The organism is Pseudomonas pudica (assembly GCF_015680405.1).
Taxonomy (GTDB): domain Bacteria; phylum Pseudomonadota; class Gammaproteobacteria; order Pseudomonadales; family Pseudomonadaceae; genus Aquipseudomonas; species Aquipseudomonas pudica.
In genome coordinates, this window is record NZ_JADLJS010000001.1 from 206,299 (window position 1) to 230,663 (window position 24,365).

General features: G+C 60.0%; 27 protein-coding genes, 1 tRNA gene and 2 pseudogenes. 19 read left to right on the top strand and 11 right to left on the bottom strand.

The features are described from left to right. Positions 1–37: 37 nt before the first annotated feature. Complete coding sequence (gene yfcF, locus IRZ77_RS01030; RefSeq protein ID WP_046614884.1) at positions 38–670, bottom strand: glutathione transferase; 633 nt, start codon at positions 668–670, stop codon at positions 38–40. 13 nt (positions 671–683) lie between these two features. Beyond that, a complete protein-coding gene (locus tag IRZ77_RS01035; protein WP_046615002.1) occupies positions 684–1,739 on the bottom strand; it encodes an NAD(P)H-dependent flavin oxidoreductase in 1,056 nt (351 codons plus the stop codon). A 108-nt stretch (positions 1,740–1,847) separates the two neighbouring features. Here IRZ77_RS01035 and IRZ77_RS01040 point away from each other — a divergent pair, with 108 nt between their 5' ends. Beyond that, positions 1,848–2,732: a LysR family transcriptional regulator gene (locus IRZ77_RS01040; RefSeq protein WP_046614883.1), complete on the top strand. Its 885-nt coding sequence runs from the start codon at positions 1,848–1,850 to the stop codon at positions 2,730–2,732. Between the two features lies 1 nt (position 2,733). Here the strand turns inward: IRZ77_RS01040 and IRZ77_RS01045 are convergent, their stop codons facing one another. Further along, entirely contained in the window at positions 2,734–3,321 is a 588-nt protein-coding gene (locus IRZ77_RS01045) for a CGNR zinc finger domain-containing protein (RefSeq protein WP_003290582.1), read from the bottom strand. 126 nt (positions 3,322–3,447) lie between these two features. Here IRZ77_RS01045 and IRZ77_RS01050 point away from each other — a divergent pair, with 126 nt between their 5' ends. Further along, positions 3,448–4,329, top strand: coding sequence for an alpha/beta fold hydrolase (locus IRZ77_RS01050; protein ID WP_003290584.1), 882 nt, complete (start codon positions 3,448–3,450; stop codon positions 4,327–4,329). Positions 4,330–4,393: 64 nt separating this feature from the next. Continuing rightward, entirely contained in the window at positions 4,394–5,014 is a 621-nt protein-coding gene (locus IRZ77_RS01055; RefSeq protein ID WP_196172695.1) for a LysE family translocator, read from the top strand. A 61-nt stretch (positions 5,015–5,075) separates the two neighbouring features. Here IRZ77_RS01055 and IRZ77_RS01060 read toward each other — a convergent pair whose 3' ends face one another. Next, the gene (locus IRZ77_RS01060; protein ID WP_046614882.1) at positions 5,076–5,717 is read right to left on the bottom strand and encodes an HD domain-containing protein; all 642 of its coding nucleotides are present in this window, start codon (positions 5,715–5,717) and stop codon (positions 5,076–5,078) included. Positions 5,718–5,892: 175 nt separating this feature from the next. On the opposite strand from IRZ77_RS01060, the gene IRZ77_RS01065 reads away from it, so the two are divergent. Beyond that, positions 5,893–6,828 (top strand): GlxA family transcriptional regulator, encoded by a 936-nt coding sequence (locus IRZ77_RS01065; protein WP_230386289.1) that lies wholly within the window; start codon positions 5,893–5,895, stop codon positions 6,826–6,828. Positions 6,829–7,405: 577 nt separating this feature from the next. Here IRZ77_RS01065 and IRZ77_RS27140 read toward each other — a convergent pair. Further along, positions 7,406–7,603 (bottom strand): annotated as a pseudogene (locus IRZ77_RS27140) (DUF4113 domain-containing protein); the annotation flags it as partial. On the opposite strand from IRZ77_RS27140, the pseudogene IRZ77_RS01070 reads away from it, so the two are divergent. Further along, positions 7,596–7,706, top strand: a pseudogene (locus IRZ77_RS01070) (integrase); the annotation flags it as partial. The pseudogenes IRZ77_RS27140 and IRZ77_RS01070 overlap by 8 nt on opposite strands. A 103-nt stretch (positions 7,707–7,809) precedes the next feature. Here the strand turns inward: IRZ77_RS01070 and IRZ77_RS01075 are convergent. Next, positions 7,810–7,883: transfer RNA gene (locus tag IRZ77_RS01075), tRNA-Cys, on the bottom strand. 154 nt (positions 7,884–8,037) lie between these two features. Then, positions 8,038–9,057, bottom strand: a complete 1,020-nt coding sequence (sohB, locus tag IRZ77_RS01080; protein ID WP_023662815.1) for a protease SohB — start codon at positions 9,055–9,057, stop codon at positions 8,038–8,040. A gap of 197 nt (positions 9,058–9,254) precedes the next feature. On the opposite strand from sohB, the gene IRZ77_RS01085 reads away from it, so the two are divergent. The 4 genes from IRZ77_RS01085 to IRZ77_RS01100 all read left to right on the top strand — a co-directional run bounded on the left by IRZ77_RS01085 (position 9,255) and on the right by IRZ77_RS01100 (position 12,430). Then, positions 9,255–9,965, top strand: coding sequence for a histidine phosphatase family protein (locus IRZ77_RS01085; RefSeq protein WP_046614880.1), 711 nt, complete (start codon positions 9,255–9,257; stop codon positions 9,963–9,965). 56 nt (positions 9,966–10,021) lie between these two features. Further along, entirely contained in the window at positions 10,022–10,339 is a 318-nt protein-coding gene (locus tag IRZ77_RS01090; protein WP_046614879.1) for an SCP2 sterol-binding domain-containing protein, read from the top strand. 219 nt (positions 10,340–10,558) lie between these two features. Beyond that, positions 10,559–11,626 (top strand): phosphotransferase family protein, encoded by a 1,068-nt coding sequence (locus IRZ77_RS01095; RefSeq protein WP_046614878.1) that lies wholly within the window; start codon positions 10,559–10,561, stop codon positions 11,624–11,626. A gap of 36 nt (positions 11,627–11,662) precedes the next feature. Continuing rightward, a complete protein-coding gene (locus tag IRZ77_RS01100; RefSeq protein WP_046614877.1) occupies positions 11,663–12,430 on the top strand; it encodes an SDR family oxidoreductase in 768 nt (255 codons plus the stop codon). Here the strand turns inward: IRZ77_RS01100 and IRZ77_RS01105 are convergent, their stop codons facing one another. Both IRZ77_RS01105 and IRZ77_RS01110 read right to left on the bottom strand, forming a co-directional pair. Continuing rightward, positions 12,431–13,252 carry a class I SAM-dependent methyltransferase gene (locus IRZ77_RS01105; protein WP_046614876.1) on the bottom strand — a complete coding sequence of 274 codons (822 nt, stop codon included), beginning with the start codon at positions 13,250–13,252 and terminating at the stop codon, positions 12,431–12,433. Positions 13,253–13,438: 186 nt separating this feature from the next. Next, positions 13,439–13,789, bottom strand: a complete 351-nt coding sequence (locus IRZ77_RS01110; RefSeq protein WP_085599328.1) for a hypothetical protein — start codon at positions 13,787–13,789, stop codon at positions 13,439–13,441. Positions 13,790–13,903: 114 nt separating this feature from the next. On the opposite strand from IRZ77_RS01110, the gene IRZ77_RS01115 reads away from it, so the two are divergent. The 5 genes from IRZ77_RS01115 (at position 13,904) to IRZ77_RS01135 (ending at position 18,493) form a co-directional block, all read left to right on the top strand. Further along, positions 13,904–14,194 (top strand): RcnB family protein, encoded by a 291-nt coding sequence (locus tag IRZ77_RS01115; RefSeq protein ID WP_046614874.1) that lies wholly within the window; start codon positions 13,904–13,906, stop codon positions 14,192–14,194. A gap of 126 nt (positions 14,195–14,320) precedes the next feature. After that, the gene (locus tag IRZ77_RS01120) at positions 14,321–14,512 is read left to right on the top strand and encodes a hypothetical protein (RefSeq protein ID WP_003257401.1); all 192 of its coding nucleotides are present in this window, start codon (positions 14,321–14,323) and stop codon (positions 14,510–14,512) included. A 74-nt stretch (positions 14,513–14,586) separates the two neighbouring features. After that, entirely contained in the window at positions 14,587–14,973 is a 387-nt protein-coding gene (locus IRZ77_RS01125; protein WP_046614872.1) for a glycine zipper domain-containing protein, read from the top strand. A gap of 126 nt (positions 14,974–15,099) precedes the next feature. Next, positions 15,100–16,929: an SLC13 family permease gene (locus IRZ77_RS01130; RefSeq protein ID WP_196172697.1), complete on the top strand. Its 1,830-nt coding sequence runs from the start codon at positions 15,100–15,102 to the stop codon at positions 16,927–16,929. A 139-nt stretch (positions 16,930–17,068) separates the two neighbouring features. Continuing rightward, positions 17,069–18,493, top strand: coding sequence for a GGDEF domain-containing protein (locus IRZ77_RS01135; RefSeq protein ID WP_196172744.1), 1,425 nt, complete (start codon positions 17,069–17,071; stop codon positions 18,491–18,493). 1 nt (position 18,494) lies between these two features. Here IRZ77_RS01135 and IRZ77_RS01140 read toward each other — a convergent pair whose 3' ends face one another. Beyond that, positions 18,495–19,256 carry a sulfite exporter TauE/SafE family protein gene (locus IRZ77_RS01140; RefSeq protein WP_108481319.1) on the bottom strand — a complete coding sequence of 254 codons (762 nt, stop codon included), beginning with the start codon at positions 19,254–19,256 and terminating at the stop codon, positions 18,495–18,497. Between the two features lie 98 nt (positions 19,257–19,354). Here IRZ77_RS01140 and IRZ77_RS01145 point away from each other — a divergent pair, with 98 nt between their 5' ends. Next, positions 19,355–20,260 carry a LysR family transcriptional regulator gene (locus IRZ77_RS01145; protein WP_196172700.1) on the top strand — a complete coding sequence of 302 codons (906 nt, stop codon included), beginning with the start codon at positions 19,355–19,357 and terminating at the stop codon, positions 20,258–20,260. A 563-nt stretch (positions 20,261–20,823) separates the two neighbouring features. Then, the gene (locus IRZ77_RS01150; protein WP_108481321.1) at positions 20,824–21,402 is read left to right on the top strand and encodes a cysteine hydrolase family protein; all 579 of its coding nucleotides are present in this window, start codon (positions 20,824–20,826) and stop codon (positions 21,400–21,402) included. On the opposite strand, the gene IRZ77_RS01155 is transcribed toward IRZ77_RS01150, so the two are convergent. Next, a complete protein-coding gene (locus IRZ77_RS01155) occupies positions 21,387–21,740 on the bottom strand; it encodes an SH3 domain-containing protein (protein WP_135001328.1) in 354 nt (117 codons plus the stop codon). The two genes, IRZ77_RS01150 and IRZ77_RS01155, sit on opposite strands and share 16 nt — an antisense overlap. Before the next feature lie 207 nt (positions 21,741–21,947). On the opposite strand from IRZ77_RS01155, the gene IRZ77_RS01160 reads away from it, so the two are divergent. The 3 genes from IRZ77_RS01160 to IRZ77_RS01170 all read left to right on the top strand — a co-directional run bounded on the left by IRZ77_RS01160 (position 21,948) and on the right by IRZ77_RS01170 (position 24,266). After that, a complete protein-coding gene (locus IRZ77_RS01160) occupies positions 21,948–22,991 on the top strand; it encodes an alpha/beta fold hydrolase (RefSeq protein WP_196172702.1) in 1,044 nt (347 codons plus the stop codon). Between the two features lie 294 nt (positions 22,992–23,285). After that, the gene (locus tag IRZ77_RS01165; RefSeq protein ID WP_085599347.1) at positions 23,286–23,471 is read left to right on the top strand and encodes a hypothetical protein; all 186 of its coding nucleotides are present in this window, start codon (positions 23,286–23,288) and stop codon (positions 23,469–23,471) included. Positions 23,472–23,882: 411 nt separating this feature from the next. Further along, positions 23,883–24,266, top strand: coding sequence for a hypothetical protein (locus tag IRZ77_RS01170; protein WP_196172704.1), 384 nt, complete (start codon positions 23,883–23,885; stop codon positions 24,264–24,266). Positions 24,267–24,365 lie beyond the last annotated feature (99 nt).

Sequence of the window (24,365 nt, forward strand, 5' to 3'; positions counted from 1 at the left end):
CTCTGCGGGCACTCATGAAGGCTGGGCCCAGGCGGGCTCAGTCAATATCAGGCCTAGCTTGAGCCGTCCATTGGACTACCGATGGCCGTTTCCACTGATTTTTCGCATAGGCGGCTAGCTTCGGTGGTACATCGTCACCGTTCATGACCATCCGATTCAGAAGAAGAGCCAGGTCAACATCGACGATGCTCCACTCCCCAAAGAGATTGGCCTCTGGATCTTCTATCAGCGGATCGATCGCTTCGAATAGCCGATGCGCGGCCTGTTGGGCGTTTTCGGATAGCGGATTGTTGGTTGGTCGGTAGAAGATCACAGCAGTGGAGCGCTCTTCACGAATGGGCATGAAATCACTGCGTATCCATGCCTGAAGTTGCCGGGCACGTGCTTTAGCACGGGGCGCACGAGGATACAAAGGCCCGTCGGGGTAAACATAATCCAAGTACTCGGTAATTGCTGAAGATTCAGTCAATGCAAAACCGTCATCAATGATCATGGGCACACGGCGCGTGATCGATAGCTTGGCGTATTCAGCGCTGTGCTGCTCACCAGCGTCGATGTCGATGTTTATGATGTCAAAATCCAGACCTTTCTCCACCAAGGCGACAAATACCGACATGGAGTAGGGGCTGGCGAACAAATGATCGACGTACAACTGAATCTTGGATGACATACCCGCTCCTCGTTCAATGCTCACAGTTGATTTCAGCCGCTAGCAACTTGATCAAAGCTGCTGCTGGCATTTCCCTAGCAAGCGGAGCCCCCTGCCCCGCCCATTGCACCGCGAAATCAAAGTTACCTTGCGCGTTTGCTGCGGCATTCAGAGCTTTATTGGCATCGTAGGTGACGGGATATGCCGGTATAGAGGCGTGCTCCGAAGGTAGATCCGTGAAGTTACGATTGACCATGCCCCGGGCAGGTCGCCCAGAAATCACACTGGTAACTTGGGTGTGATAGGCGCGATGGCTTTTCATTGCTTCCCGGTAGGCAGCGTTAGCGGACGTCTCAGGGCAGAGGATAAAAGCTGTGCCAAGCTGCGCACCGCAGGCGCCGAGCGCCATTGCAGCTTTGATCCCTGCCCCATCCATAATTCCGCCGGCCGCTATCACTGGTAATTTGCATCGCGATGTCAGCAACCGAACCAATGCCATGACACCGATCGCATCATCGTTCGCCGGCTCGAAGACTCCTCTGTGGCCCCCGGCCTCGATACCTTGGGCTACGAGCACATGCACGCCAGCGCGCTCAGCCAACTGCGCCTCATCGAGGTTTGTGACTGAGCACATCGTCACGATTCCGGCTGCATTGAGTGCATTGATCATCGACTGGGGAGGAAGACCGAAATGGAAGCTGACTACATCAGGCCGCTCTTCCAGGAGCATCTGCAGCATCGGTACATCTTCTACGAAGGAGGTGTAGATTTCTCTCAGCGAGCTTGGCGGATCAGCGTCGTATTCAGCAAAAAGAGGTGCAAGACCGCGAAGCCAGCCTTGCTCCAAATCCTCATCGCGCTCAGCGGGGCGATGACAAAAAACGTTCACGTTGAACGGTTTGTCCGTCAGCCTAAAGGTCTCGCGGATCATTTCCCTGGCTTGCTCTACCGAACTGGCTCCAATGCCGATTGACCCCAGTCCGCCTGCGTTGGAAACCGCTGCGGCCAGTTTGGGCGTTGAGACCCCGACCATGGGGGCCTGGATAACGGGGATTTCGATCTCAAGAAGCGACTGCAGCGGGTTTGGCATCGCGTTTACCTCTGTTATCTCGTCAGGCCCTACCATGTGCTTGACTTACTATCTCTCATGGAGAATATTTCTTGCAATACGTTCTCTGCAAGAGATTTGAGGTGGTTGATGGATCTGGCGGTACTGGAAATTTTTCGTGCGGTAGCGGAAGCGCAAAGCGTGACGCGAGCGGCCGCAGCCCTTAATCGCGTGCAGTCGAACGTCACGACCAGGATCCGGCAGCTTGAGGACGAACTGGGTGTTGAGCTTTTCCTGCGTGATGGAAAACGCATGAAACTGTCCGAGCGGGGCCAGGAGTTCCTTGTCTACGCTCAGCAGATTCTTGCGCTCACAGAACAAGCGAAGCAGTCCATGCATCCCGATCGCCCGGCTGGCTTATTGCGCCTGGGGACAATGGAAAGTACTGCTGCCAGTCGCCTGCCACAGAAACTGGCTCGCTTTCACCGCGAGCATCCAGAGGTGGAGTTGACCGTTACAACCGGACCGACAGGACGAATGCTTGATGCTGTGATGGAGCGGCGTGTGGATTGTGCGTTGGTCGCACAACCCTCTTCCCTCAAGGATGGGCGTTGGGAAGCAGAGCCGTTCCCGCCTGAAATTGAGAGCCTCCCAGTCTTCACCGAAGAACTCGTATTGGTGTTGCCTGAGGGTCATCCGGTAGTGAATGGGCCCGATGATGTCTCGTTGACGACACTAGGCGGTTTCGCCTCCAGCTGTTCATACCGCCAAATCGCCGAGCAGTGGTTCAACAGCGGGAATGGGCGGCCTTTTCGAACTTTGAAGGTGCAGGAACTGGGGTCGTATCACGGGATATTGGCATGTGTGACGGCCGGGTCGTGCTTTGGCATCGTGCCGCGTTCTGTACTAGAACTGATTGGCGGCACGACGAACCTGACGCTGCATCCGATTATGCAGATTGATACCCAGTTGGTTTGCCGTGCTGGCTACAACACCCCGGCCTTCAAATCGTTGCGAGACCTGCTGCTGAGCTGATTCATCCCGCTTGGCCTTGGCGGCGTTTTCGGAACTCAGCCACCTTATGACGGTTCCCGCACAAGGCCATGCTGCACCAGCGTCGCTTATGAGATTTGGTTCGGTCATAGAACATGAGTGAACAGTCCGGGCTCTCGCATTTCCTGACAAGACTGAAATCACCTTCTGCCAGCAGCTCTGCTGCTGAGTACGCCAACCTGGCGAGTTGGCGGCTGGATTCATCTTTGTGATGAAAACGGTCCAGCTCTGGTTGGTGAGCACCCCATGTCAACTGCGGTACGGCATCACGCAAGAAACTGTTGAGCACCGAAGGGTCGGCGTCGCGTTCTTCGCGCCGTGCATGAACAAGGACTTCAACCGCATCCCGCAGAGTGCGGAGGTTCGATAGGAGCACTCCGCCTTTCGCTGACGGTAAAGATGCAGGACCAAATCCAGCTTGAGCCAGCCATGTAAAGGCTTGCTCATCACTGTTCAAGAGGTCCGTCTTTTGTCCGTCCACCATCATCACAGTATTGAGAAGGTCGAGCGCCGGGTGGTCTGCCAGCACGTAGGGCGCCGGAAGGTTAGCTGCAGGATTAGGGGGGGTCATAAGGCCTCCTTTGGGTGTCTCCAGTGATTGTAACCGATAAAAAAGATTTGACTAGTTACAAAAGCTGTGCAAAATGAAGCCACGTAACCGCTAAAACCAACCAAACCAGTTACAGGAGCTAAAGCAATGACCCAGTCCAAGCACACCAATGTCGCTTTCAAATTCGCCGAAGCTGATGGCGTCCGTGTCTTCTATCGAGAGGCCGGTGCTCCTGACGCTCCTGTCCTCCTTCTTTTGCACGGCTTCCCGAGCTCATCGCACCAGTTCCGTGATCTGATCCCTCTGCTGGCATCCCGTTATCGGATCATTGCCCCCGATCTGCCTGGCTTCGGCTTCACCGAAGTCCCAGCCGAGCGGGAGTACGTATACACCTTCGATGCGATCGGTAAGACGATCGGCGATTTCGTCGAGAAGCTGGGCCTCAAGCGCTACGCGATGTACTTCTTCGACTACGGTGCGCCGACTGGTTTGCGCTTGGCTCTCGCACATCCGGAACGTGTCAGTGCGATCATTTCCCAGAACGGCAATGCTTACCTGGAAGGTCTTGGAGAGGCTTGGGCACCGATCCGTAAGTACTGGGAAGATGGCCTGCCGGAAAGCCGCCAAGTCATCAACGATGCAATTCTGCATCTGGAGGGGACCCGCTGGCAGTATGTGGAGGGGGTAAGTGATCCTAGCCAGATTGCTCCTGAGTCTTACTACCTCGATGCCCTTCTGCTTGAGCGGCCGGGCAACAAAGAGATTCAGCTCGACTTGTTCTATGACTATCAGAACAACCTGAAGCTGTATCCTGAATTCCAGCAGTTCTTCCGAACCACGAAGGTGCCGACCCTGGCGATCTGGGGCAAGGGTGATCCTTTCTTCATCCCACCAGGAGCCGAAGCCTTCAAGCGGGACAACCCGAATGCCGTCGTCGAGCTGTTGGATACCGGGCATTTCGCACTGGAGACGCACGTCCAGTACATCGCTGACCGGATCGTCGAAGTGCTGGGCGACTCGATCAACTGATTGATCCCTAAAACGCCACGAACCTTGTTCGTGGCGTTTTCATTTGTGAATAAAGCTATCGCCCATGGACATCATCAATTTTCCCTTTTTTGCCGCCGCTGTCATCGCACTCCATGCCACCCCAGGGCCCGACACAGCCTATGTTGTCGGACGCACCCTTGCCCATGGTAGGGGGGCTGGCCTCATCTCGGCGTTAGGTATCACGGCGGGTTGTCTGGTTCACACGATTGCTAGCACTTTAGGATTCAGTGCACTGATCGCGGCGGTTCCAGCCGCATTTGATGCAGTGCGTATTCTCGGTGCCTTGTACCTCGCTTATCAGGGCGTCAGGCTGATACTCAGCAAGCCGTCGGTTTCAGCGGAGGGCGGTGGGTTACACGCTTCGCTTTCATATCGCAGGTTGTTCACACAGGCCTTCCTCACAAACGTCCTGAATCCGAAAGTGATCCTGTTCTACCTCGCATTCTTCCCTCAATTTGTCGATCCTGAGGGTGTTCATAAGCCCGCGGCCTATCTAGTGCTTGGAATTTATTTCGCAGTTACTGCAGGTATCTGGGCGAGTGGTGTCGTGTGGTTTGCTGGTGCCTTGGGACGGAAACTGAAGACAAGCCAGACCAAGGCACTGCTGCTTAATCGCGCTATAGGGGCATTGTTCGTTGGGCTAGGAGCTAAGCTACTCGCCTGATCGTTGTTGCCAAGATTTCGCCTTAGTCAAACGAAGGGGCCGCAAATGCGGCCCCTTTCATTTAGCTTGGCCAGCAGGACTGGCGAATGATGCTGCAGAAGTTACCAGGCTGGAAGCCAGGCTCCTTGTCGGCGATCACATCAGCCTTGACGTTGCCGAATGTCGTATGCGGCTTGTGGCGGATGCCGTTGTAGAACGTCTGGATAATCGCTTCTTTGAATTGATCGCCACGAGGATGTGCAAGAACGACGGCGTCCCGGTCGTCAGCGCTGAGTCCTTCATGGTGCAACCCGAGAACATCGGTCTCCACTCCAGCAGTGACCAATGCAATGAGCGGGTGCATATGTTCCGGAATGCCTGGAGTGGTGTGAAGTGCAATTGCAGTCCATACGCGCTCTATGTCGCGCTCGTTGACGCCATGACCTTCCAGGAAATCACGCGCAGCATTCGCTCCATCGACCTCGAAACGGCAGCAATCGCTGCTGTGCTGGTGGGTAAGGCCCATGTCATGGAACATGCAGCCAGCGTAGAGAAGCTCGTCGTCGTACTTCAGGCCCAGTCGCTTACCGGCGAGCGATGCGAAATAAAAGACCCGGCTCGAATGATGGAAAAGGAGGGGCGAAGCGGTGTCCCGAACCAGCTCGGTGATTTCTCGGGCCATCGAACTGTCAGGCACGGGAATGCCAGCAATAGCGTTAGTCATCTTGAGATCCTAGGAGGGTGAGTGAGGACTCCAGTCTGAGTGCCACACTAAATGTCATCAATTGACTTGTTACGTCATATTCTGCCATTGTCAGCCGGTATCGGACCTGGGCGCCCTGCCCACGCTTTTAGGAGCCGTCATGCCTCGCCCCCAAATAACTCTCGCCATCCTGGGCATGCCAGGGGTTCAGCTTCTCGACGCTTGCGGCCCGTTGGACGTCTTCGCGGAAGCCAACCGGCAAGCTGGGTATCAAGCCTATCGATTGCTTCTGCTCGCTTGTGAACCTGGACCGTTGGTGAGCTCTTCGGGGACCCGGTTAATTCCTGATGCTTGGATCGGAGAGGAGATTGATGCAATTGATACCTTGCTGATAGCCGGAACCCCTCAAGCCGCCGATCAGTACCTTCGATCAGGGATTCTGGATTGGCTCCGTCAGCGTGCTCCGATGAGCAGGCGCTTCGGTTCTGTGTGCACTGGCGCATTTGCGCTTGCAGCTGCGGGGTTACTTGATGGCCGCCGGGTCACTACCCACTGGGCTGTGGCGCAGCCTCTCTCTGAGAGATACCCCCAAGTCACCGTGGAGGCGGATGCCATCCAGGTTCATGATGGAAACTTGAGGACAGCTGCGGGTGTAACGGCTGGGCTGGACCTTGCGCTTACGTTGGTACAGGAGGATTTGGGCGATGAGATTGCGAAGGACGTAGCAGGCCACCTGGTCATGTACTTCAAAAGAACCGGTGGGCAGATGCAGTTCAGTCGCCAAGGATCTACCTCACCCACAGGGCGCTCTGCTCTACAGGCGTTGCAGCGGTATGTCGCTGCCAATCCGGCTCTGGATCATGGGGTTGCGAATCTGGCAGAGCGTATGGGCGTAAGCCCTAGGCATTTCGCCCGGATCTTTCGAAATGATGTGGGCATGACGCCGGCAGCGTGGGTGGAACAGACGAGGGTGAATGCTGCTCGCGAACGGCTGGAGGCTGGAAATGACGCGCCTAAGCAGGTAGCTGCCATGTGTGGATTTGCTAACGCAGACACATTGCGCCGAGCTTTCGTCCGTCATATGGGCGTTACCCCTGCGGAATACCGCAAACGCTATACGCGACCTTGTTGAGAACAGGGAACCGTTTGATAAAAGGCTCAAAGTCAGTTGCTGCCAAAGGAATACTGCCAAAGCCTAGCGATGTTGAATGGACGTCTGCCCACTGCTGAGCGGCCGCTATGGGTCGATAGCGGCCTGTCACGTAAGGCAGCTTTCGACCCGGAGCGAACACTGATCCAGAGCTCTTTTGTCAGTGCAGGCCTCATCGCCGGCAAGCCAGCTCCCACAGGAACATCACCAGCCTTCAGGCATGCGCTGTACCTGTGGGAGCCGCGCTTGCCGGCGATGGTCGCGAAGCGGCCCCGGCTACAGATGTTCGCTCTGGGTCGAAATCAGCCATTCACGACCGGCAACTAACGCTCCCTAGCCGCTGGGAGCATCGAGCGGCTCAAGCTGCCCCTTCATCCTCAATCAGCGGCCACAGCCTAGCCGCCTCGGCAAACTCCAGCATGTCGGCCAACTGCCCCGCATCAACGTCCCCGCGTCGGTGCGGAAATCGCGAGCTCGGTAAGCATCCCGGCTCGGCCATCCGGATCGGCTATCAGAGCGGGCTGATCATTGAGTTTGGCCAGACAGGCCGATGGCAGGCTTAACATTTGACGGTCCACGTTGATTGATCCGCGTTGCATAGGATTGGCTCATCGTTTCCCTCCCCATCCCCAGTCCGGTGTCGCCGGCACGATGGCGGCTCGCATTGTCCCCCTCCCCAGCGCACATTTATGTCGTCCACCATCTGCATCAGCCGGTCATAGGCAGCCGATTGCTTGAGCGCGAACAAATCCTCTGAAACTCACGATCTGAGCGATGCGAGCGTGCTGCTGGGACACTCGAAAGAGGGAATCACCGAGCGCCTTTACCGCCGCGTCGGCGCTATCGCCAAGCGCTCGAAAGGTTTAAGTTTCGGAACTCCATGCCTTTTATTTCGAAACACTTGGATTTTTTTACCCACAAAGAAAAACCCCGCAGACGTCAATCTGCGGGGCTTTCGAATGGTGGAGGCCGAGGTCGGAATCGAACCGGCGTAGACGGATTTGCAATCCGGAGCATAACCACTTTGCTACTCGGCCTCAAAGGTCGGATCTAGCAGCTTGCGCTTCGCTATCTCCTTGAAACGCTGAACCTTTTTCAAAGTTTGCTGCGTTTCGATGGGCGCCATTATGTCTTCATTCCTTTAACCTTGCAACCCCCTGAACGAAAAAAAATTTCAACGGGTTCAAGGTGTTAGCGCAGGCGGCCGAGTTTACTCCACAAGCCCACCACTGTGTTCTCCACGGTGCCACTGGCAGCCATGCCGATTCGCTCCTGCAGGCTCTTGCGTTCGGCGTAGTGCAAATGGAACAGGTTGGCGTTGCGCGCGCGTTCGCTGAGGTACTCGTCGCTGGTCTGCAGCTCGTCCACCAGCTTGCGGTTGAGTGCCGCAACGCCCAGCCAGACTTCGCCGGTGGCCACTTCGTCGATATGCAGCTGCGGGCGATAGCGGGCAACGAAGTCCTTGAACAGCTGGTGGGTGATGTCCAGGTCTTCCTGGAACTTCTCCCGGCCCTTCTCGGTGTTCTCGCCGAACACCGTCAGGGTGCGCTTGTATTCACCGGCGGTCAGCACTTCGAAATCGATGTCGTGCTTCTTCAGCAGGCGGTTCACGTTGGGCAGTTGCGCCACCACGCCGATGGAACCCAGTACGGCGAACGGTGCGCTGACGATCTTCTCGCCGATGCAGGCCATCATGTAGCCGCCGCTGGCGGCCACCTTGTCGATGCACACGGTCAACGGGATGCCGGCCTGACGAATGCGCGCCAGCTGCGATGCGGCCAGGCCGTAGCTGTGCACCAGGCCGCCACCGCTTTCCAGGCGCAGCACAACTTCGTCACGCGGGGTGGCGAGGGTCAGCAGCGCGGTGATTTCGTTGCGCAGGCTTTCGGTGGCAGAAGCTTTGATGTCGCCATCGAAGTCCAGCACGAAGACCCGGCCCTTTTCCTCGGCCTTGCCCTTCTTCTGCCGCTTTTCCGCCTTGGCCTGCTGCTTGCGCAAGGCCTTGAGCTGGGCCTTGTCGAGCAGGCCGGATTCCAGGCGCTCGCGCAGGTCCTTGTAGAACTCGTTCAGGCGAGTGACCTGCAATTGCCCACCCGATTTGCGCCGCCCCTTGCCGCGCAGCCCGGCGATAGCCGACAGCACTATCAGGATGGCGATGACCAGGGTGGCGGTTTTGGCGAGAAAGCTTGCGTATTCAGCAAGAAACTCCACATTGACTCCTTAAAGACATGCGCCACTACGGCGCGTAACTGTAGCAAGCATACCGTTGCGCCTGAGGTGCTGCCAGCCGTGGCAAACGCTGGCAACACCTTTCAAACAACCTTTTCAAACGCTTGTATGTTTTTTCGTTGACAGCCCGTGTGCCGCATCCTAACCTCGCAGCAACCTCCAACAGGCCGGAACCTTTCGTGGGCAATCTCTACCTGATACGACATGGCCAAGCCTCCTTCGGCGCCGATGACTACGATGTCCTCTCGCCCGTGGGCGTGCGCCAGAGCCAGGCCCTGGGTGAGCACCTGGCCCAGCTCGGTTTGCGGCTGGACCGCTGCGTGGCAGGCGATCTGCGCCGACAGCAGGATACCGCGCGCCTGGCCCTGGAAGCGTTGCGCGCCAATGGCTGCCCGGTGCCGGCTGTTGAGACCGATACAGCATTCAATGAGTTCGATGCCGATGGGGTGATCCGTGCGCTGTTACCAGGGCTGCTGCCGCAGGAGCCCGACGCCCTGCACATCCTGCGCAATGGCGCGCAGCACCGCAGCGAGTTCCAGCGCCTTTTCGCACTGATGGTGCAGCGCTGGCACGATGGCGAACATGCCGACGATGGCCTGGAGACCTGGCAGGCGTTCACCGCTCGGGTGCAAGGCGGCCTGCAGCGTGTACTGGATGCCGCCGGTAGCGGCGACAATATCGCCATCTTCACCTCGGGCGGCACCATTGCCGCCCTGCTCCACCTGGTTACCCGTATTACCCCCGGCCAGGCGTTCGCGCTGAACTGGCAGATCATCAACACGTCGCTCAGCCAGCTGAAGTTCCGCGGCCGCGACGTGGCACTGGCCTCCTTCAACAGCCAGGCCCATGTGCAGCTGTTGAGGGCGCCGGAGCTTGTCACCTATCGATGAGCCCGGCTTGTTGTGTCCCTGCGGGGACGTGTAAATCACTCTATAAGGAATGCGCCATGACCTCCGTAGCTGATGCCGTTAAAAAGATGCAAGAGAAGTTCAACCCATCCGCTGCCGCCGGCCTGGACCTGGTGTTCGGCTTCAACATCACCGACGAAGGCAAGCACTACGCACTGATCGTGAAGGATGGCACCTGCGACCTGCAGGAAGGCGAAAACCCGGATGCCAACTGCACCCTGGTGATGGACAGCGAAACCCTGAAGGGTATCGTCAGCGGCGAAACCGATGGCATGCAGGCATTCATGGGCGGCAAGCTGCGCGTCGAAGGTGACATGATGCTGTCGATGAAGCTCAGCGAGCTGTTCCCGTCCTGAGGGCTGGAAATAGCGGATGATCGAAAAACCGAAGCCTGACCGGCTTCGGTTTTTTTTTGCCCGCCTGTTCGGGCCCTATGCCGGCAAGCCAGTCGCCTTATCAAGGCAGTTGATCAGGCAGCAACACCCTCACCTATATGCCATCTGGCACGCTTGTCCCATCACCGGCCGACCATTAGATTAGCCAATAGTCCTTGCGATCGAGAATAAGGAAAACGCATGACGCTCACCGACCAGTCCACCCAGGTACGCCCCGGCGAAGAACTCGACGCGGCTGTCATCGACCCTTACCTCAAGGCCAATATCCCCGGCCTGGATGGCCTGCCGAGCATCAGCCAGTTCCCTGGCGGCGCCTCCAACCTCACCTACCTGGTCAGCTACCCAGGCCGCGACTTCGTGCTGCGCCGTCCGCCGTTCGGGCAGAAGGCCAAGTCGGCCCATGACATGGGCCGCGAGTTTCGCATCCTGAACCAACTGAACAGCGGCTTCCCCTACTGCCCCAAGGCCTATGTGCATTGCACCGACAGCAGCCTTATCGGCGGCGAGTTCTATGTGATGGAGCGGGTCAAGGGCATCATCCTGCGCTCCGACATCCCAGCCGAACTGGACCTTGACGCCAACCGCACCGAAGCCCTGTGCAAGAGCTTCATCGACCGGCTGGTGGAACTGCACCAGGTGGACTACAACGCCTGCGGCCTGGCCGACCTGGGCAAACCGGAAGGCTATGTGCAGCGCCAGATCGAGGGCTGGACCAGCCGCTATGAAAAGGCCCTGACCCCCGACGCCCCGCGCTGGGAACAGGTGACCGCCTGGCTGCACGAGAAAATGCCCGCCGACCACCCGCGGCCCGGCATCGTGCACAACGACTACCGTTTCGACAATGTGATCCTCGATGCCGGCAACCCCATGCGCATCATCGGTGTGCTGGACTGGGAAATGGCCACCCTCGGCGACCCGCTGATGGACCTGGGCAACAGCCTGGCCTACTGGATCGAGGCCGACGACCCGGCGCCGGTGCAGCTGATGCGTCGCCAGCCGAGCAACGCGCCGGGCATGCTCACCCGCCGCCAGTTCGTCGATTACTACGCCGAGCGCGCCGGCATCCGCCTGGACAACTTCGATTACTACTATTGCTATGGCCTGTTCCGCCTGGCCGGCATCGTCCAGCAGATCTACTACCGCTATTACCACGGCCAGACCCAGGACAAGCGCTTCGCCCAGTTCATCCACATGAACCGCTTGCTGGAACAGATGACCTTGCAGGTCATTGCCAAGTCCAGCCTCTGAGCCCCGACCTCGACGACGGATAACAAGGAAAAAAACATGTCCAAGACCCACCTGTTCGACCTCGACGGCAAGATTGCCTTCGTTTCCGGCGCCAGCCGTGGCATCGGCGAAGCCATCGCCCACCTGTTGGCCCAGCAAGGCGCCCACGTGATCGTGTCCAGCCGCAAGCTCGACGGTTGCCAGCAGGTGGCCGAAGCCATCATCGCCGCCGGCGGCAAGGCAACGGCAGTGGCTTGCCACATTGGTGAACTGGAGCAGATCCAGCATGTGTTTGCCGGCATCCGCGAACAGTTCGGGCGGCTCGACATCCTGGTCAACAATGCAGCTACCAACCCACAGTTCTGCAACGTGCTGGATACCGACCCGGGTGCTTTCCAGAAGACCGTGGACGTGAACATCCGTGGCTACTTCTTCATGTCAGTCGAGGCCGGCAAGCTGATGCGCGAACAAGGTGGCGGCAGCATCATCAACGTGGCGTCGATCAACGGGGTTTCGCCCGGCCTGTTCCAGGGCATCTATTCGGTGACCAAGGCGGCGGTCATCAACATGACCAAGGTCTTCGCCAAGGAGTGCGCGCCGTTCGGTATTCGCTGCAACGCCCTGCTGCCGGGCCTGACCGACACCAAGTTCGCTTCGGCACTGGTGAAGAACGACGCCATTCTCAATGCCGCGCTGCAGCATATCCCGCTCAAGCGCGTGGCCGACCCCAAGGAAATGGCCGGTGCCGTGTTGTACCTGGCCAGCGATGCTTCCAGCTACACCACCGGTACCGCGCTCAATGTCGACGGTGGCTACCTGTCCTGATCAGACTTTTACTGCCACCAGGGTGTAGCTCAGGGGCAGGCGTGCGGGCTGCTCGCGCAGGCGATATTCACCGTCATCGCCCTTGACCATCTGCCCCGGCAGCGCCTCCCAGGGGATGCTCTGGTGCTCGACCAGGGCGGTCAGCTGCAGGCCGTGGGCCAGCAAGGCGCTGATAACCTCGCCCAGGCCGTGGTTCCACTCATGGGTTTCGGTGTGGGAAAGGCGCTGCTCGGTTTCGACGTAGGTCTGGTCGTTGTGCCACACCGTCGGTTCTTCGTGCTCGAAATACGGGTATTCGAGTTGCAGGCGGTCCTGGTGGTCTTCGTTGACCGCCATCAGCATCGGGTGCCCGTCGCGCAGGAACAACCGCCCGCCGGGCTTCAGCAGGGCTGCGACCGTACGCGCCCACGGCTCGATGCGAGGCAGCCAGCAGAGCGCGCCAATGCCGGTGTAGACCAGGTCGAACGTGTCAGCCGGCAGCACCTTGTCGGCGGCGTAGACATCGGACTCGACATACGCGATGGGTGCCGCACAGCGCTGGGCCAACGCACGCGCCTCGGCCAGCGAAGCCGCGGAATAGTCCAGGCCACAGACCTTGGCGCCAAGGCGCGCCAGCGAGAGGGTATCGGTGCCGATATGGCACTGCAGGTGGACGACGTTGAGCCCGTCGATATTGCCGAGCAATGGCAGGTCGAAGCGTACGGTTTCGGAAAGGCGCTCGGGATGCTGGACGAGCCGTTCGACTTCGTAGTCGTTGGAAGCAGCGTGCAGCGGGGCACGTTCATCCCAGCTGGCGCGGTTGAGTTGCAATGAGCGGTCCATGGTGTCTTCCTTGATTCGTGGGGGCTCATGCTAGCCCCCACCAATCTCCCTGCGACAGGACTGCATTGCTAAAAATTGTAAAGCTGGTGCGTTCACTGTGGGAGCGGGTTTACCCGCGAATGCGGTGTTGAATGTACCGACGCATTCGCGGGTGAACCCGCTCCCACAGGGGAATGTGTTTTGACGTTACAGGCAGGTCGCCGCCGCCGCCCGGCGCTGCAGGGCCACACCGTCGTTCTTCTGCGCGTAGTAATCCACCCGCGCCCCACCCGCCTGCGGGTACACATCCACGAATGCCTCCGCCTCACGGGTATACACCGTGAAGCCCCCCTGCTTGCGTGGTTCCAGATAACCACTGGCGTCGTCTCCGAACACCTTCTCTTCCTGCCAGCTGAACTGGATGCACTGGGCCACCAGTTCCGGCGCCTTGTGCGAGTCGAGCTGCGCGGTCGGCTTGCCGCCGCGGGCCGTTTCCATGGTCGCAGAAGCACAACCGACCAGCATCAGCGCCACGGCCATCGGCAGAATCGCACGCATGTTCCATCCTCAGGGTAAAAAAGAAGGCGACTCTAGCACTGGCAAGCATCGAGAGTGAATTGTCGCGCGCAGGAGGCTGTCGCAGATAAGGCATTCCGTCACAAGGAGATCGTCATGAAATTGCACTACCTGCTGTTCGCCGCCCTTACCTGCCTGCCTCTCGCTGCTACCGCAGCTCCCTCCAGCGAAGAAAGCATCACCGCGCCAGAAACCCACAACCGCGAACTCAAGGTCGGCGACAAGGCACCGGACCAATACAAACGGGATGACCAGGCAATCAAGGACTGGAAAGCCAAGGGCCTGCCCGCACCGGAAAAGGAAAGCCACTGGGTAAACATGGGGGGGCGCTACGTGCTGGTGCAGATCACCAACGGCGTGGTTCTGGCGATTCAGCCAACCCACTGATTCCAAACTCTGCCCGCCGCTCATCGCTGGCACGACAAATTTTTGCCTGCCAGCGAAACCAAATGGATCCTTTCCAGTCTCAGAAGGTGTGCCGTAAACCTTTGCGGATCAAGGACCTATATCGTGATGACCCGTCTTGCAAGCCTTTCGCTGATTGCCGTTGTCCTGCTGACCGCAGGGTGCCATAGCCATCGCTATCATGACGACGACGATGGCTGGCGTGACCGTGATCGTGACCATCGCCACCACCATCGGCATGACCGTGACGACGATGATGATGACTATCGTCGCTATCGTGGTGACCGCTATTACCGCTGAAGCGTCTTTTTCAACCCTGGCCAGCCGCCCGTTGCGCGGCACCTTAACCTGATGATTCCTTTGAGGTTCGTATCATGCGTCTGACTCTGCCTTCCCTTGCCCTCGGCCTGCTGCTGTGCCAGGGCGCTTTCGCCGGTGACGGTACCGCCGCCATTGGCGGTGGCCTGGGTGGTGTTCTGGGTAACGTTGTCGGTCAACAGATCGGCGGCAAGACGGGGGCGGCCATCGGCGCCGGCCTCGGCGGCGCAGCCGGCAGTGCGGTAGGTGCACGCAAGGGCAACCGTACCGAAGCAGCCATCGGCGGTGGCCTGGGTTCGGCCGGCGGTTCGCTGCTGGGCGGCGCGGTAGGCGGCAGGACCGGCTCCACCGTGGGTGCCGGCCTGGGTGGCGCAGCCGGTGGTGCCATCGGCAACCACCTGGGCGACAACAATGGCAAGCACCGTCACCGCCACCGTCACTGATCGGGTGACTCCGGGGCTGCTGTGCAGCCCCTTTTCTTGCAGCACATCAACACCTCCTTCAGCACAATCCGGCACACTGGCTGCTACTGTCTATCGTGCCCCCGTGTGAAGGAACACCCCCTCCCCATGAACCAAGAGCTGCTCTGGGTCCTCGGCCTGCTGGCCATCGTCATCACCCTGTTCGTCGTCAACCGCCCACGCATGGACGTGGTCGCGCTGCTGGTGATCCTCGCCCTGCCGCTATCGGGCATCCTCACCGTGGAGCAGGCGCTGGCCGGTTTCAGTGATCCCAATGTGGTGTTGATCGCCGCCCTGTTCGTGATCGGTGAAGGCCTGGTGCGCACCGGCATTGCCTACCGTATCGGCGAATGGATGAGCGAGCGGGCCGGCAACAGCGAGACGCGCCTGCTGGTGCTGCTGATGGTGGCCGTGGCGGGGCTGGGGTCAATGATGAGCTCCACCGGCGTGGTGGCCATTTTCATTCCGGTGGTGCTGAGCATCGCCGCACGCCTGCAGCTTTCGCCCGCCCGCCTGATGATGCCGCTGGCTTTCGCCGGCCTGATCAGCGGCATGCTCAGCCTGGTGGCCACACCGCCCAACGTGGTGGTGCACAGCGAGCTGGTGCGCCATGGCGAAGTGGGCTTCAGCTTCTTCAGTTTCACCCCGTTCGGCCTGGTGGTGCTGGTGCTGGGCATCGGCTACATGCTGTTGACCCGACACTGGCTGAATGGCGAAGTGCGCAAGGACGGCCGTGTGGAAAGCCGCCGCACCCTGTTGGACCTGGTGCTGGACTACAAGCTCAACGGCCGTGAACGGCGCCTGCGCATCCGTCCCCACTCGCCGCTGATCGGTCATACCCTGGGTGAGCTGGAGCTGCGCACCCGACATGGCGCCAACGTGATCGGCATCGAGCGCCAGCACAAGTTCACCACGAGGGTGATCGCCGCCGACTCCAGCACCGTGCTGCACCAGGGCGATGTACTGCTGCTCGACCTGTTCGCCAACCGCGACGACCTGCGCAGCCTGTGCCAGACCATGCAACTGGAGCCGCTGCACTTCAAGGCCGCCTACTTCATCGACCAGTCCCAGGAGCTGGGCATGGCCGAGGTCATGCTGCCACCAGGTTCGAAACTGCTCGGCAAGAGTATCCTCGACCTGGCCTTCCGCACTCGCTTCGACCTCAACGTGGTCGGCTTGCGCCGCGAGCAGGTGGCGATCGAAGAACAGCTGGTAGAGGAAAAGCTGCGCCTGGGCGACACCCTGCTGGTAGTTGGCCCGTGGAAAGCCGTGCGCCAGTTGCAAAGCAAGCCCAAGGACTTCCTGGTCCTGAGCCTGCCTGCGGAAATAGACTTGGTCGCGCCGGCCCGCACCCGCGCACCACAGGCGTTGCTGAGCCTGGCGGTGATGGTCGGGCTGATGGTCAGCGGCGCGGTACCCAATGTGATTGCCGCGCTGATCGGCTGCCTGCTGATGGGCGCAGGCCGCTGCATCGACATGAACAGCGCCTACCGGGCCATCCACTGGCAAAGCCTGGTGCTGATCGTCGGTATGCTGCCTTTTGCACAGGCACTGCAGAAGACCGGTGGCATCGACCTGGCAGTGGGCGGCCTGGTCAGCGTGCTGGGCGGTGCCGGCCCCAGCGCCATCCTTGCCTGCCTGTTCGCAGTCACGGCGGTGATCGGCCTGTTCATCTCCAACACGGCCACTGCAGTATTGATGGCACCCGTGGCTGTCAGCACCGCCACGCAGCTGGGCATGTCACCCTACCCGTTTGCCATGACCGTAGCGCTGGCCGCCTCGGCGGCGTTCATGACCCCGGTGTCATCGCCGGTGAACACCCTGGTATTGGGCCCAGGGCAATACCGCTTCGCCGATTTCGTCAAAGTTGGCGTGCCGTTCACCGTACTGGTGATGCTGGTGACCGTGTTGATGGTGCCGTGGTTCTTCGGGCTGTGAGGTGACCCGTCTCGAATGAAGGCAATTTGGCATTATCTCGACCGATCGCGGCAGATTGACATCAAGTCCCTTGACGAAACACACTTATGCGCAGTCGCCCCAGGTGCTTCAAGCCGTTGTCCTGGATTTCGTTTCCGCTTTGCCGGTCGAGCCCATGGTTTTTCCAGCCCATTCGCGCTTGTTGCACTACGTCGTTCTAATTGGCCTGACCTTCGCCCTGACGCTGGGCGGCATCTTGGCCCGCCCGATCGAATCTCTGTCGCTGTTCTGGCCGGTCAATGCGGTACTGGCCGGCGTGCTGCTGCGCTACCCCCGCCAAGCCACGCCGACAGGCTTTACCCTGGTCTGGCTGGCCATGGTCGGCGCCGACTTGTTGTGTGGCAGCGCCTGGTTACCGGCCCTGTGGTTCAACCTGTGCAACCTGGGCGTGGTGGTCACCCTCTGGCTACTGCTCTCGCGTTTGCCGCGCTTGCACCGGCGCATGCGTACCCCCCACGGCGTGCTGAGCGTGTTCGGTGCCTGTGCCGCCGCGGCGATAGTGGCGGCCAGCATGGCGGCGGTAATGGCCACGCCGTGGTTCGAACAGTCCCTGCGCGCCACCTGGCTGGCCTGGTTCAGTGAACAATTTTCCACCAGCGTGCTGGTGCTGCCAGTGCTGCTGACGGCTCCCTCGGCACGCGCCCTGGTACGCGGTGGTGCCCAGGCCATCCGCCTGGCGCCGTTGTTGGTGCTGCTGGCCTCGCTGGCGTTCAGCATTGCCTTCGGTGGCCCCGGGGCCATTGCCTTCCCGATTGCCGCGCTGCTGTGGTGTGCCTGGACGTACTCGCCGTTCCTGGTCTCGCTGCTGACACTCACCGCCGGCAGCACGCTGATCGTGGCGGTGGCGCAAAACCTCATGCATTTCAGCGTTCCGCAAAGCGAGCCCGGGGTGACCACGCTGCTGTCGGCGCGCCTGGGCATCGCCATGCTGGTGCTCGGGCCGCTGGTGGTGGCCTGCGTCAGCCAGGCCAACCGCAGCCTTATGGCCCGCCTGGCGCATCAGGCCACCATCGACCACCTCACCGGCGTGCTCACCCGCAGTGCTTTCACCCGCCGCGCAAACACGCTGCTGGAAAGCCGCCAGCAACACGCCCAGGCGCTGCCGCTGACCCTGATGATGCTGGATATCGACCACTTCAAGTCGATCAATGATGCCCACGGCCATGCGGTCGGTGACCAGGTGCTGCGCCAGTTCGCCGCCACCCTGCAGGACCAGTTACACGATGGCGAACTGATCGCCCGCCTGGGCGGCGAGGAATTTGTCGTTGTACTCCCGGGCATGGCGCCAGACCGGGCCAGGTTCACTGCCGAACGCCTGCGTCGCGCCGTGCAGGACCTGCATGTGATGCAAGCCGAGCAGCACCTGCGGATTACTGTCAGCATCGGCCTGGCCGGCTGCGCCGCCGACATGCCGGCCCCCACCCTCGACGAACTGCTGGCGCGCGCCGACCAGGCGCTGTACCGGGCAAAGGCCCATGGCCGCAACCGTGTCGAGCAGGCTGAACTGCAACGCCAGGTGATGTGATCTAGGCGGCCAGCAAGTCCCACGTCAACTTGGCGATCAGCACGCACAACAGCACCAGGAACAGCCCGCGCACAAAGCCCGCGCCCTTGCGCACTGCCAGCCAGGTACCAGTCAGCGCACCGAGGATGTTGCACAGCGCCATGGGCAAGGCGATGGCGTACAGCACGTTGCCTGATGGCACGAAGAACACCAGTGCCGCCAGGTTTGTGGCGATGTTCACCACCTTTGCCGACGCCGAGGCGTGCAGGAAATCCAACGCAAAGAAGCGGATGAACAGGAAGATCAGGAAGCTGCCAGTGCCCGGGCCGAACAGGCCATCGTAAAAACCGATCGCGCCACCGATCAGTAGCGCCAGGCACTGCTCCTTGCGGCCGATACTTGCGGGTTTGTGCAGTGTGCCGAAGTCCTTCTTGCAAAATGTGTAGATGGCCATCAGCACGATCAGCACCAGCACCGCCGGGCGCATCACGCTGGGCGGCACCAGCGACACTGTGGCGGCACCAGCGAACGACATGATGAAGGCACTGAGCGCCGCCGGCACGATCAACCCCCAGTCCAGCGTCACCCTGCGGATGAATGAACGCGCAGCGAAGGCCGTGCCACACACCGACGCCAGCTTGTTGCTACCGAGCAATGCCGCAGGTTGCGCGGTGGGCAGTACGTTGAACAAGGCGGGGATCTGGATCAAACCACCGCCACCCACGGCGGCGTCGATCAACCCAGCGGCGAAAGCGAACACGGAAAGCACAGCGATATCCATCATGACGCGGTTCCAGGCAGTGAAGACGCCTGCAAGGCTAATCAAAGCGCCGCGCTTGTGTTGAAATGCCGTATTGCGAAAACTGCAATAAGGAGCAGGCAATGGCTTTGGACATGTTGCGGGAAATTCAGGCGTTCGTCAGCGTGGCGCACAAGCGTAGCTTTGTCGCCGCCGCCCGCGCCCTGGGGCGCTCCCCCAGCGCGGTAACCCGCGCGGTACAAACCCTGGAAGACAACGCCGGGAACAAACTGCTCAACCGCAACGCCAATGCCGTGACCCTGACCGAAGCCGGCGAGCGCCTGCTGCCACACGCTGAACGCTTGCTGGATGTGCAACGTGATGCCGCCGAAGACCTGGCCGCGCTCAGCGGCAGCGCACAAGGCTGGATCCGCTTCGCCGTGCCGCAGGTACTGGGTGAACATGTTCTGCCGCAGGTACTTGCCGAGTTTTCCCGCTGCCACCCCCAGGTAACCCTGGATGTGCAGTACAGCGACGGGGCCTTGGACCCGTTGCAAGGCAAATTCGATTTCGTGGTTCGCGGTGCATTCCCACAGTCGAGCGAACTGATCGGCTACCCGCTGTGGGATTACCGGCGCCACCTGTATGCGAGCCCTGAATACCTGGCCCTGGCCGGCACACCACAACACCCGCAGGACCTCGAAGGCCACGCGCTGATCCTGCACACTGCCCCGCGCATCCTCAAGGCCTGGCACTTCTGCCGCGACGGCCAGATTACCAGCCTGCGCCCCAGGCCCAGGCTGCGCCTGGACTCTGGCAACGCGGTGTATCACAGCACCCTGGCCGGCGCCGGCATCGCCCGCCTGGCCGCCTGGGTCGGCGAAGCACAAGTCAAGGCCGGGCGACTGGTGCGGGTATGCCCGCAGTACCGCCTGACCTCAAGCAACGGCCAGAACCCGCAAATGCACGCTGTGTACCCAGCCGGCGAACTGCCGGCACGGGTACGCGACCTGCTGACGGCCCTGCGCCGCGCCGGCCTGGCCTGCTGAAACACCCTCTGAAATCACTGTTCAAATTCTGCTCAATTTAACAGAGCCCGCCACAGGCTTGGCTTGCAGCACTTTATCCACAGACCTACCCACGTTTTTTGTGGACAGTTTTCCTAGTGCAAAGAACGACTTATCGTACAAACGGGTAGGGTGAATCGGCCAACAAGAAAGAGGAAAGGGCCCGCCCGGAGGACAGGCAGGCCGCGAGGGATGTGGGTGGTGAACGTCAGCTTGGCGGAATGGTGCCAAGAATACCGATCAGAATGGTCAGCAGCAGAAAACCACCCAGGAATAGCGCGAGCTTGCCCATTGGAACCTCTACAAGTGTGATACGGGAATGGGCTTATTGTCGGGCCAGCGCTGATACCGTTACAGATTCAGGTTTGTGGAAAAAAAGCGGATCAGATGTGAAGACTGGCGCGCTGCGATCCCCACCAACCCGGCCACGGCACCGCCCAGTGGCATGGACTGGCAGGGCGTTGCTGCAATTTTTTTTTACGGTTATCCACGCTACGCTGTGCCAAAGGCAATCGCTCGAACCTGCCAAGGAGTGCTATCTCGTCGTGACCGCTTTAACCACCAACGCAGCGCTGTTGCTGATCGACCTTCAGGTTGGCATCCATCACCCGCGCCTGGGCCGGCGCAACAACCCCGAGGCAGAACTGCGCATGGGCGAACTGCTGGCGGCATGGCGTCAGTCCGGACGCCCGGTGGTCCATGTGCGCCACCTCTCCCGGTCGGTGGACTCAGTGTTCTGGCCGGGCCAGTCCGGCTGCGAATTCCAGCCCGCATTTACCCCGCTGGCCAACGAGACAGTGTTCGACAAACATGTACCCGATGCCTTCGCCAACTCCGGCCTGGAGCGATGGCTGCACGCGCGCAGCATCAAAGCACTGGTCATCGCCGGGGTGATTACCAACAACTCCGTGGAAGCCAGCGCACGCTCGGCGGGCAATCTCGGTTTCGATGTGGTGGTGGTTGAAGATGCCTGCTTTACCTTTGACCAGCACGACCTGCAAGGACGGCTTTGGCCCGCGGAGGATGTACATGCGTTGTCGTTGAGCAACCTGGCTATGGATTACGCGCGCATCCTGTGCACGGAGCAGGTGCTGACCGATGGGGCACTTCAGGTCAGCCGCTGAAGCTTTTGCTCTGGCAACCAGCCAAGCTCGTCATCGCCATGGCGCCGACACCAGACCCAGCCATTGAGCTGGCGCACCATCTGCACCAACTGCCCCGGGTCGACATCCAGCTCATGCGCCGAATAGTGGTCCAGCGCCCTGCCCTGGCAGACGCTGAGCCGCTCGATCAATTGGGCTGGAACCCAGCCGGGTTCCTGGCCGGTGCAGGTACAGAGGTACCAGTCCTGCCACCCTGCCTCGCCCTCGTAACGCGGGCCAATGTCCAGCAAGGTGCCCTTGGCGAAGCGGATGGGCCGCGGGTATTCACTGCGATGAGGTTCAATCACGACGTAATGCATGGGCCTCTCCATGGCCGGGAAAGCTGGCGATCGTAGCAGAAGCAGCAAAACTCTCTGCCGTACGGCATTTGTATCTTCATGTATGTAAAGTGAGATGTGATACACAAGAACGTTTCATGCAGGTGCAACGGACACATCTGCGATACAGCCGTCACCTTTACTGGCACCCATCAATCTTCCCCGATGGTTTCGCCAAGGAGATGCCCGATGCCTGTCCGCCACTCGACCACCGCCCTGCCACACCGCTTCAGCCGTACGCTGCTCGCCTGTGCCCTGCTGCCGCTTGGCCTGATGGCGGCAAACATGGCCACGGCTGCACCACAGCAGCCCCAGCCAGCCGCCACAACGGCGGATGCTTTTGGCCCGCTGAAACACGTCAACGCTGGCGTGCTCGATGTGGCCTACGTAGAGCAAGGCCCGACCGATGGCCCGGTGGTGATCCTGCTGCATGGCTGGCCGTATGACATTCACAGCTTCGAACAAGTTGCACCCGCCCTGGCGGCAAAAGGCTACCGGGTGCTGGTGCCCTATGTACGTGGTTACGGGCAGACCCGCTTCCTGTCTGCGGCAACCCCACGCAATGCCCAGCCCTCGGCGTTGGCCAGCGACGTGATCGCCTTCATGGACGCGCTGCATGTCCAGCGTGCCGTGCTTGCCGGCTTCGACTGGGGCGCACGCTCCGCCGACATTGTCTCGGCGCTATGGCCAGAGCGGGTAAAGGCGCTGGTATCCGTCAGCGGCTACCTGATCAGCAGCCAGGAAGCCGCCAAGGCCCCCCTGCCCCCTGGTGCCGAGTTGCAGTGGTGGTACCAGTACTACTTCGCCACCGCGCGCGGCCAGGCCGGTTATGAAAAGAACCGCCATGCCTTCGCCAAACTGATCTGGCAAACCGCCTCGCCCAAGTGGTCCTTCGACGACGCCACCTTCGAGCGCAGCGCCAAGGCCCTGGACAATCCCGACCAGGTGGCGATCACCGTGCACAACTACCGTTGGCGGCTGGGGCTGGCCCAGGGCGAAACGCGCTACGACCCGCTCGAAGCCAAACTGGCCAACTTCCCCAGTATCGGAGTACCGACCATCACCCTGGAAGGCGACGCCAACGGCGCCCCGCATCCGCCGGCCGAAGCCTATGCGCAGCGCTTTACCGGCAAGTACGAGTACCGGCTGATCAGCGGCGGTATCGGCCACAACCTGCCGCAGGAAGCGCCGCAGGCGTTCACCCAGGCGGTGGTGGATGCGGACCACCTGTAGCTTGCCGGCGGCAATTGCTACATAAGGTTTCGAAAAGAACGGCAGGCCCTGGGTTGAGCCGCGTCGAGGGCCTGCATAGTCGAAAACCGATTGCGGCCAGTTACCACGTGGTGTCGAGGCGGATTTGAAATACACGATTTGAAATGCGACCTGTAGGATCTTTTTACCTCGCAATGTAGGAAGAATCGAAGCAGTGAGCTTTGCCTGTATGAAACATCAGTTTCTCCAGCAAATTCGAGCTGCTACGGTCCAGTTTTCCTACAACGGCACGGAAGCCTACAGCATGAGAAAAGCATGGATCCGTTCAATACCTCGGCCCTGAAGCTGCAGAAGAATTTGCTTAACCTGCGCATTGAGCGCGATCGCCTGAGAAGGGAGGGCAAGGACACGGAAGCGGACGAACTCGCCGCACCGATCGAGCGGATAGAGGCAGCTATTCGTCAATTACCGGATGACATGAAGCCAGTGACCCTGCAATAAAACCTGCGGGAGCGGGCATGCCCGCTAAGAGTGGAAAGCGGTGTATGGCTCCGGCCGCGCTGGTGTTCGCGGCTGGATGCCGCTCCCACAGATACAGTGCAGAGTTCAAGCTTTACGCAATCTCTGCAGAATATTACCCACCTGCGCGCTGCGCCACGGATCGTGAACATCAACGTCCGAGCTCTTGCAGGTGACGGGATCTACCTCTTCTACTAGGATGACCACGCCTGCATCAAACGCCTGCAGGCCACTGATGTGGAGCATTTTCGAAATCTCGTAGAACACTGGGCACAAGGATCGGCTTATCCGCCTGGACGTAACCTCCAGGTCTGGATGCTGCTGGCGTGGAACGCCTATCTAGTCTGATTTGCCCCGCATTTCGTAGCCACATTACATCTATCGGGATCACCCGTGTCACGTATCAAAAAGCTTGGTGTTTTTATCATTCTGCTCGTGGGTTCCGGCTATGCAGCTGTCGAATGGAAGAGGCACGCAGACTTTGAAAAGACTGGGGAGGACCTGGTCCGCCAGCTGGGCGCACAAATCGTCACCAATCTTGGGCAGATGAATGCCACTTGCAGGTCCGTGGCCAGAATCGACTCGGTCGCCCTTGATACTGACGGACTGCTTGGCATGAAGGGATCCGCCGTTCTTTACATTACCGGGAGGAACGACAGCGTTATTTCCATTAGCTACCGTATGGAAACGGTGGGAGACAAGGTTTGGGTCCAACCTAGGGATCAGATTTCCGCGCAGTTGTCAGTAATGCAATTTGGCTTGAGAGGCTGCGGCTAGCGCTCAGTAGCAAGCGAGGAGCCCGCCTTGGCGGGCTTTTTCGTGCCTGTAAGAATGGGATGAAGCCAGGTAAGTTGGAGCCTTGGCGAAACCGACCAA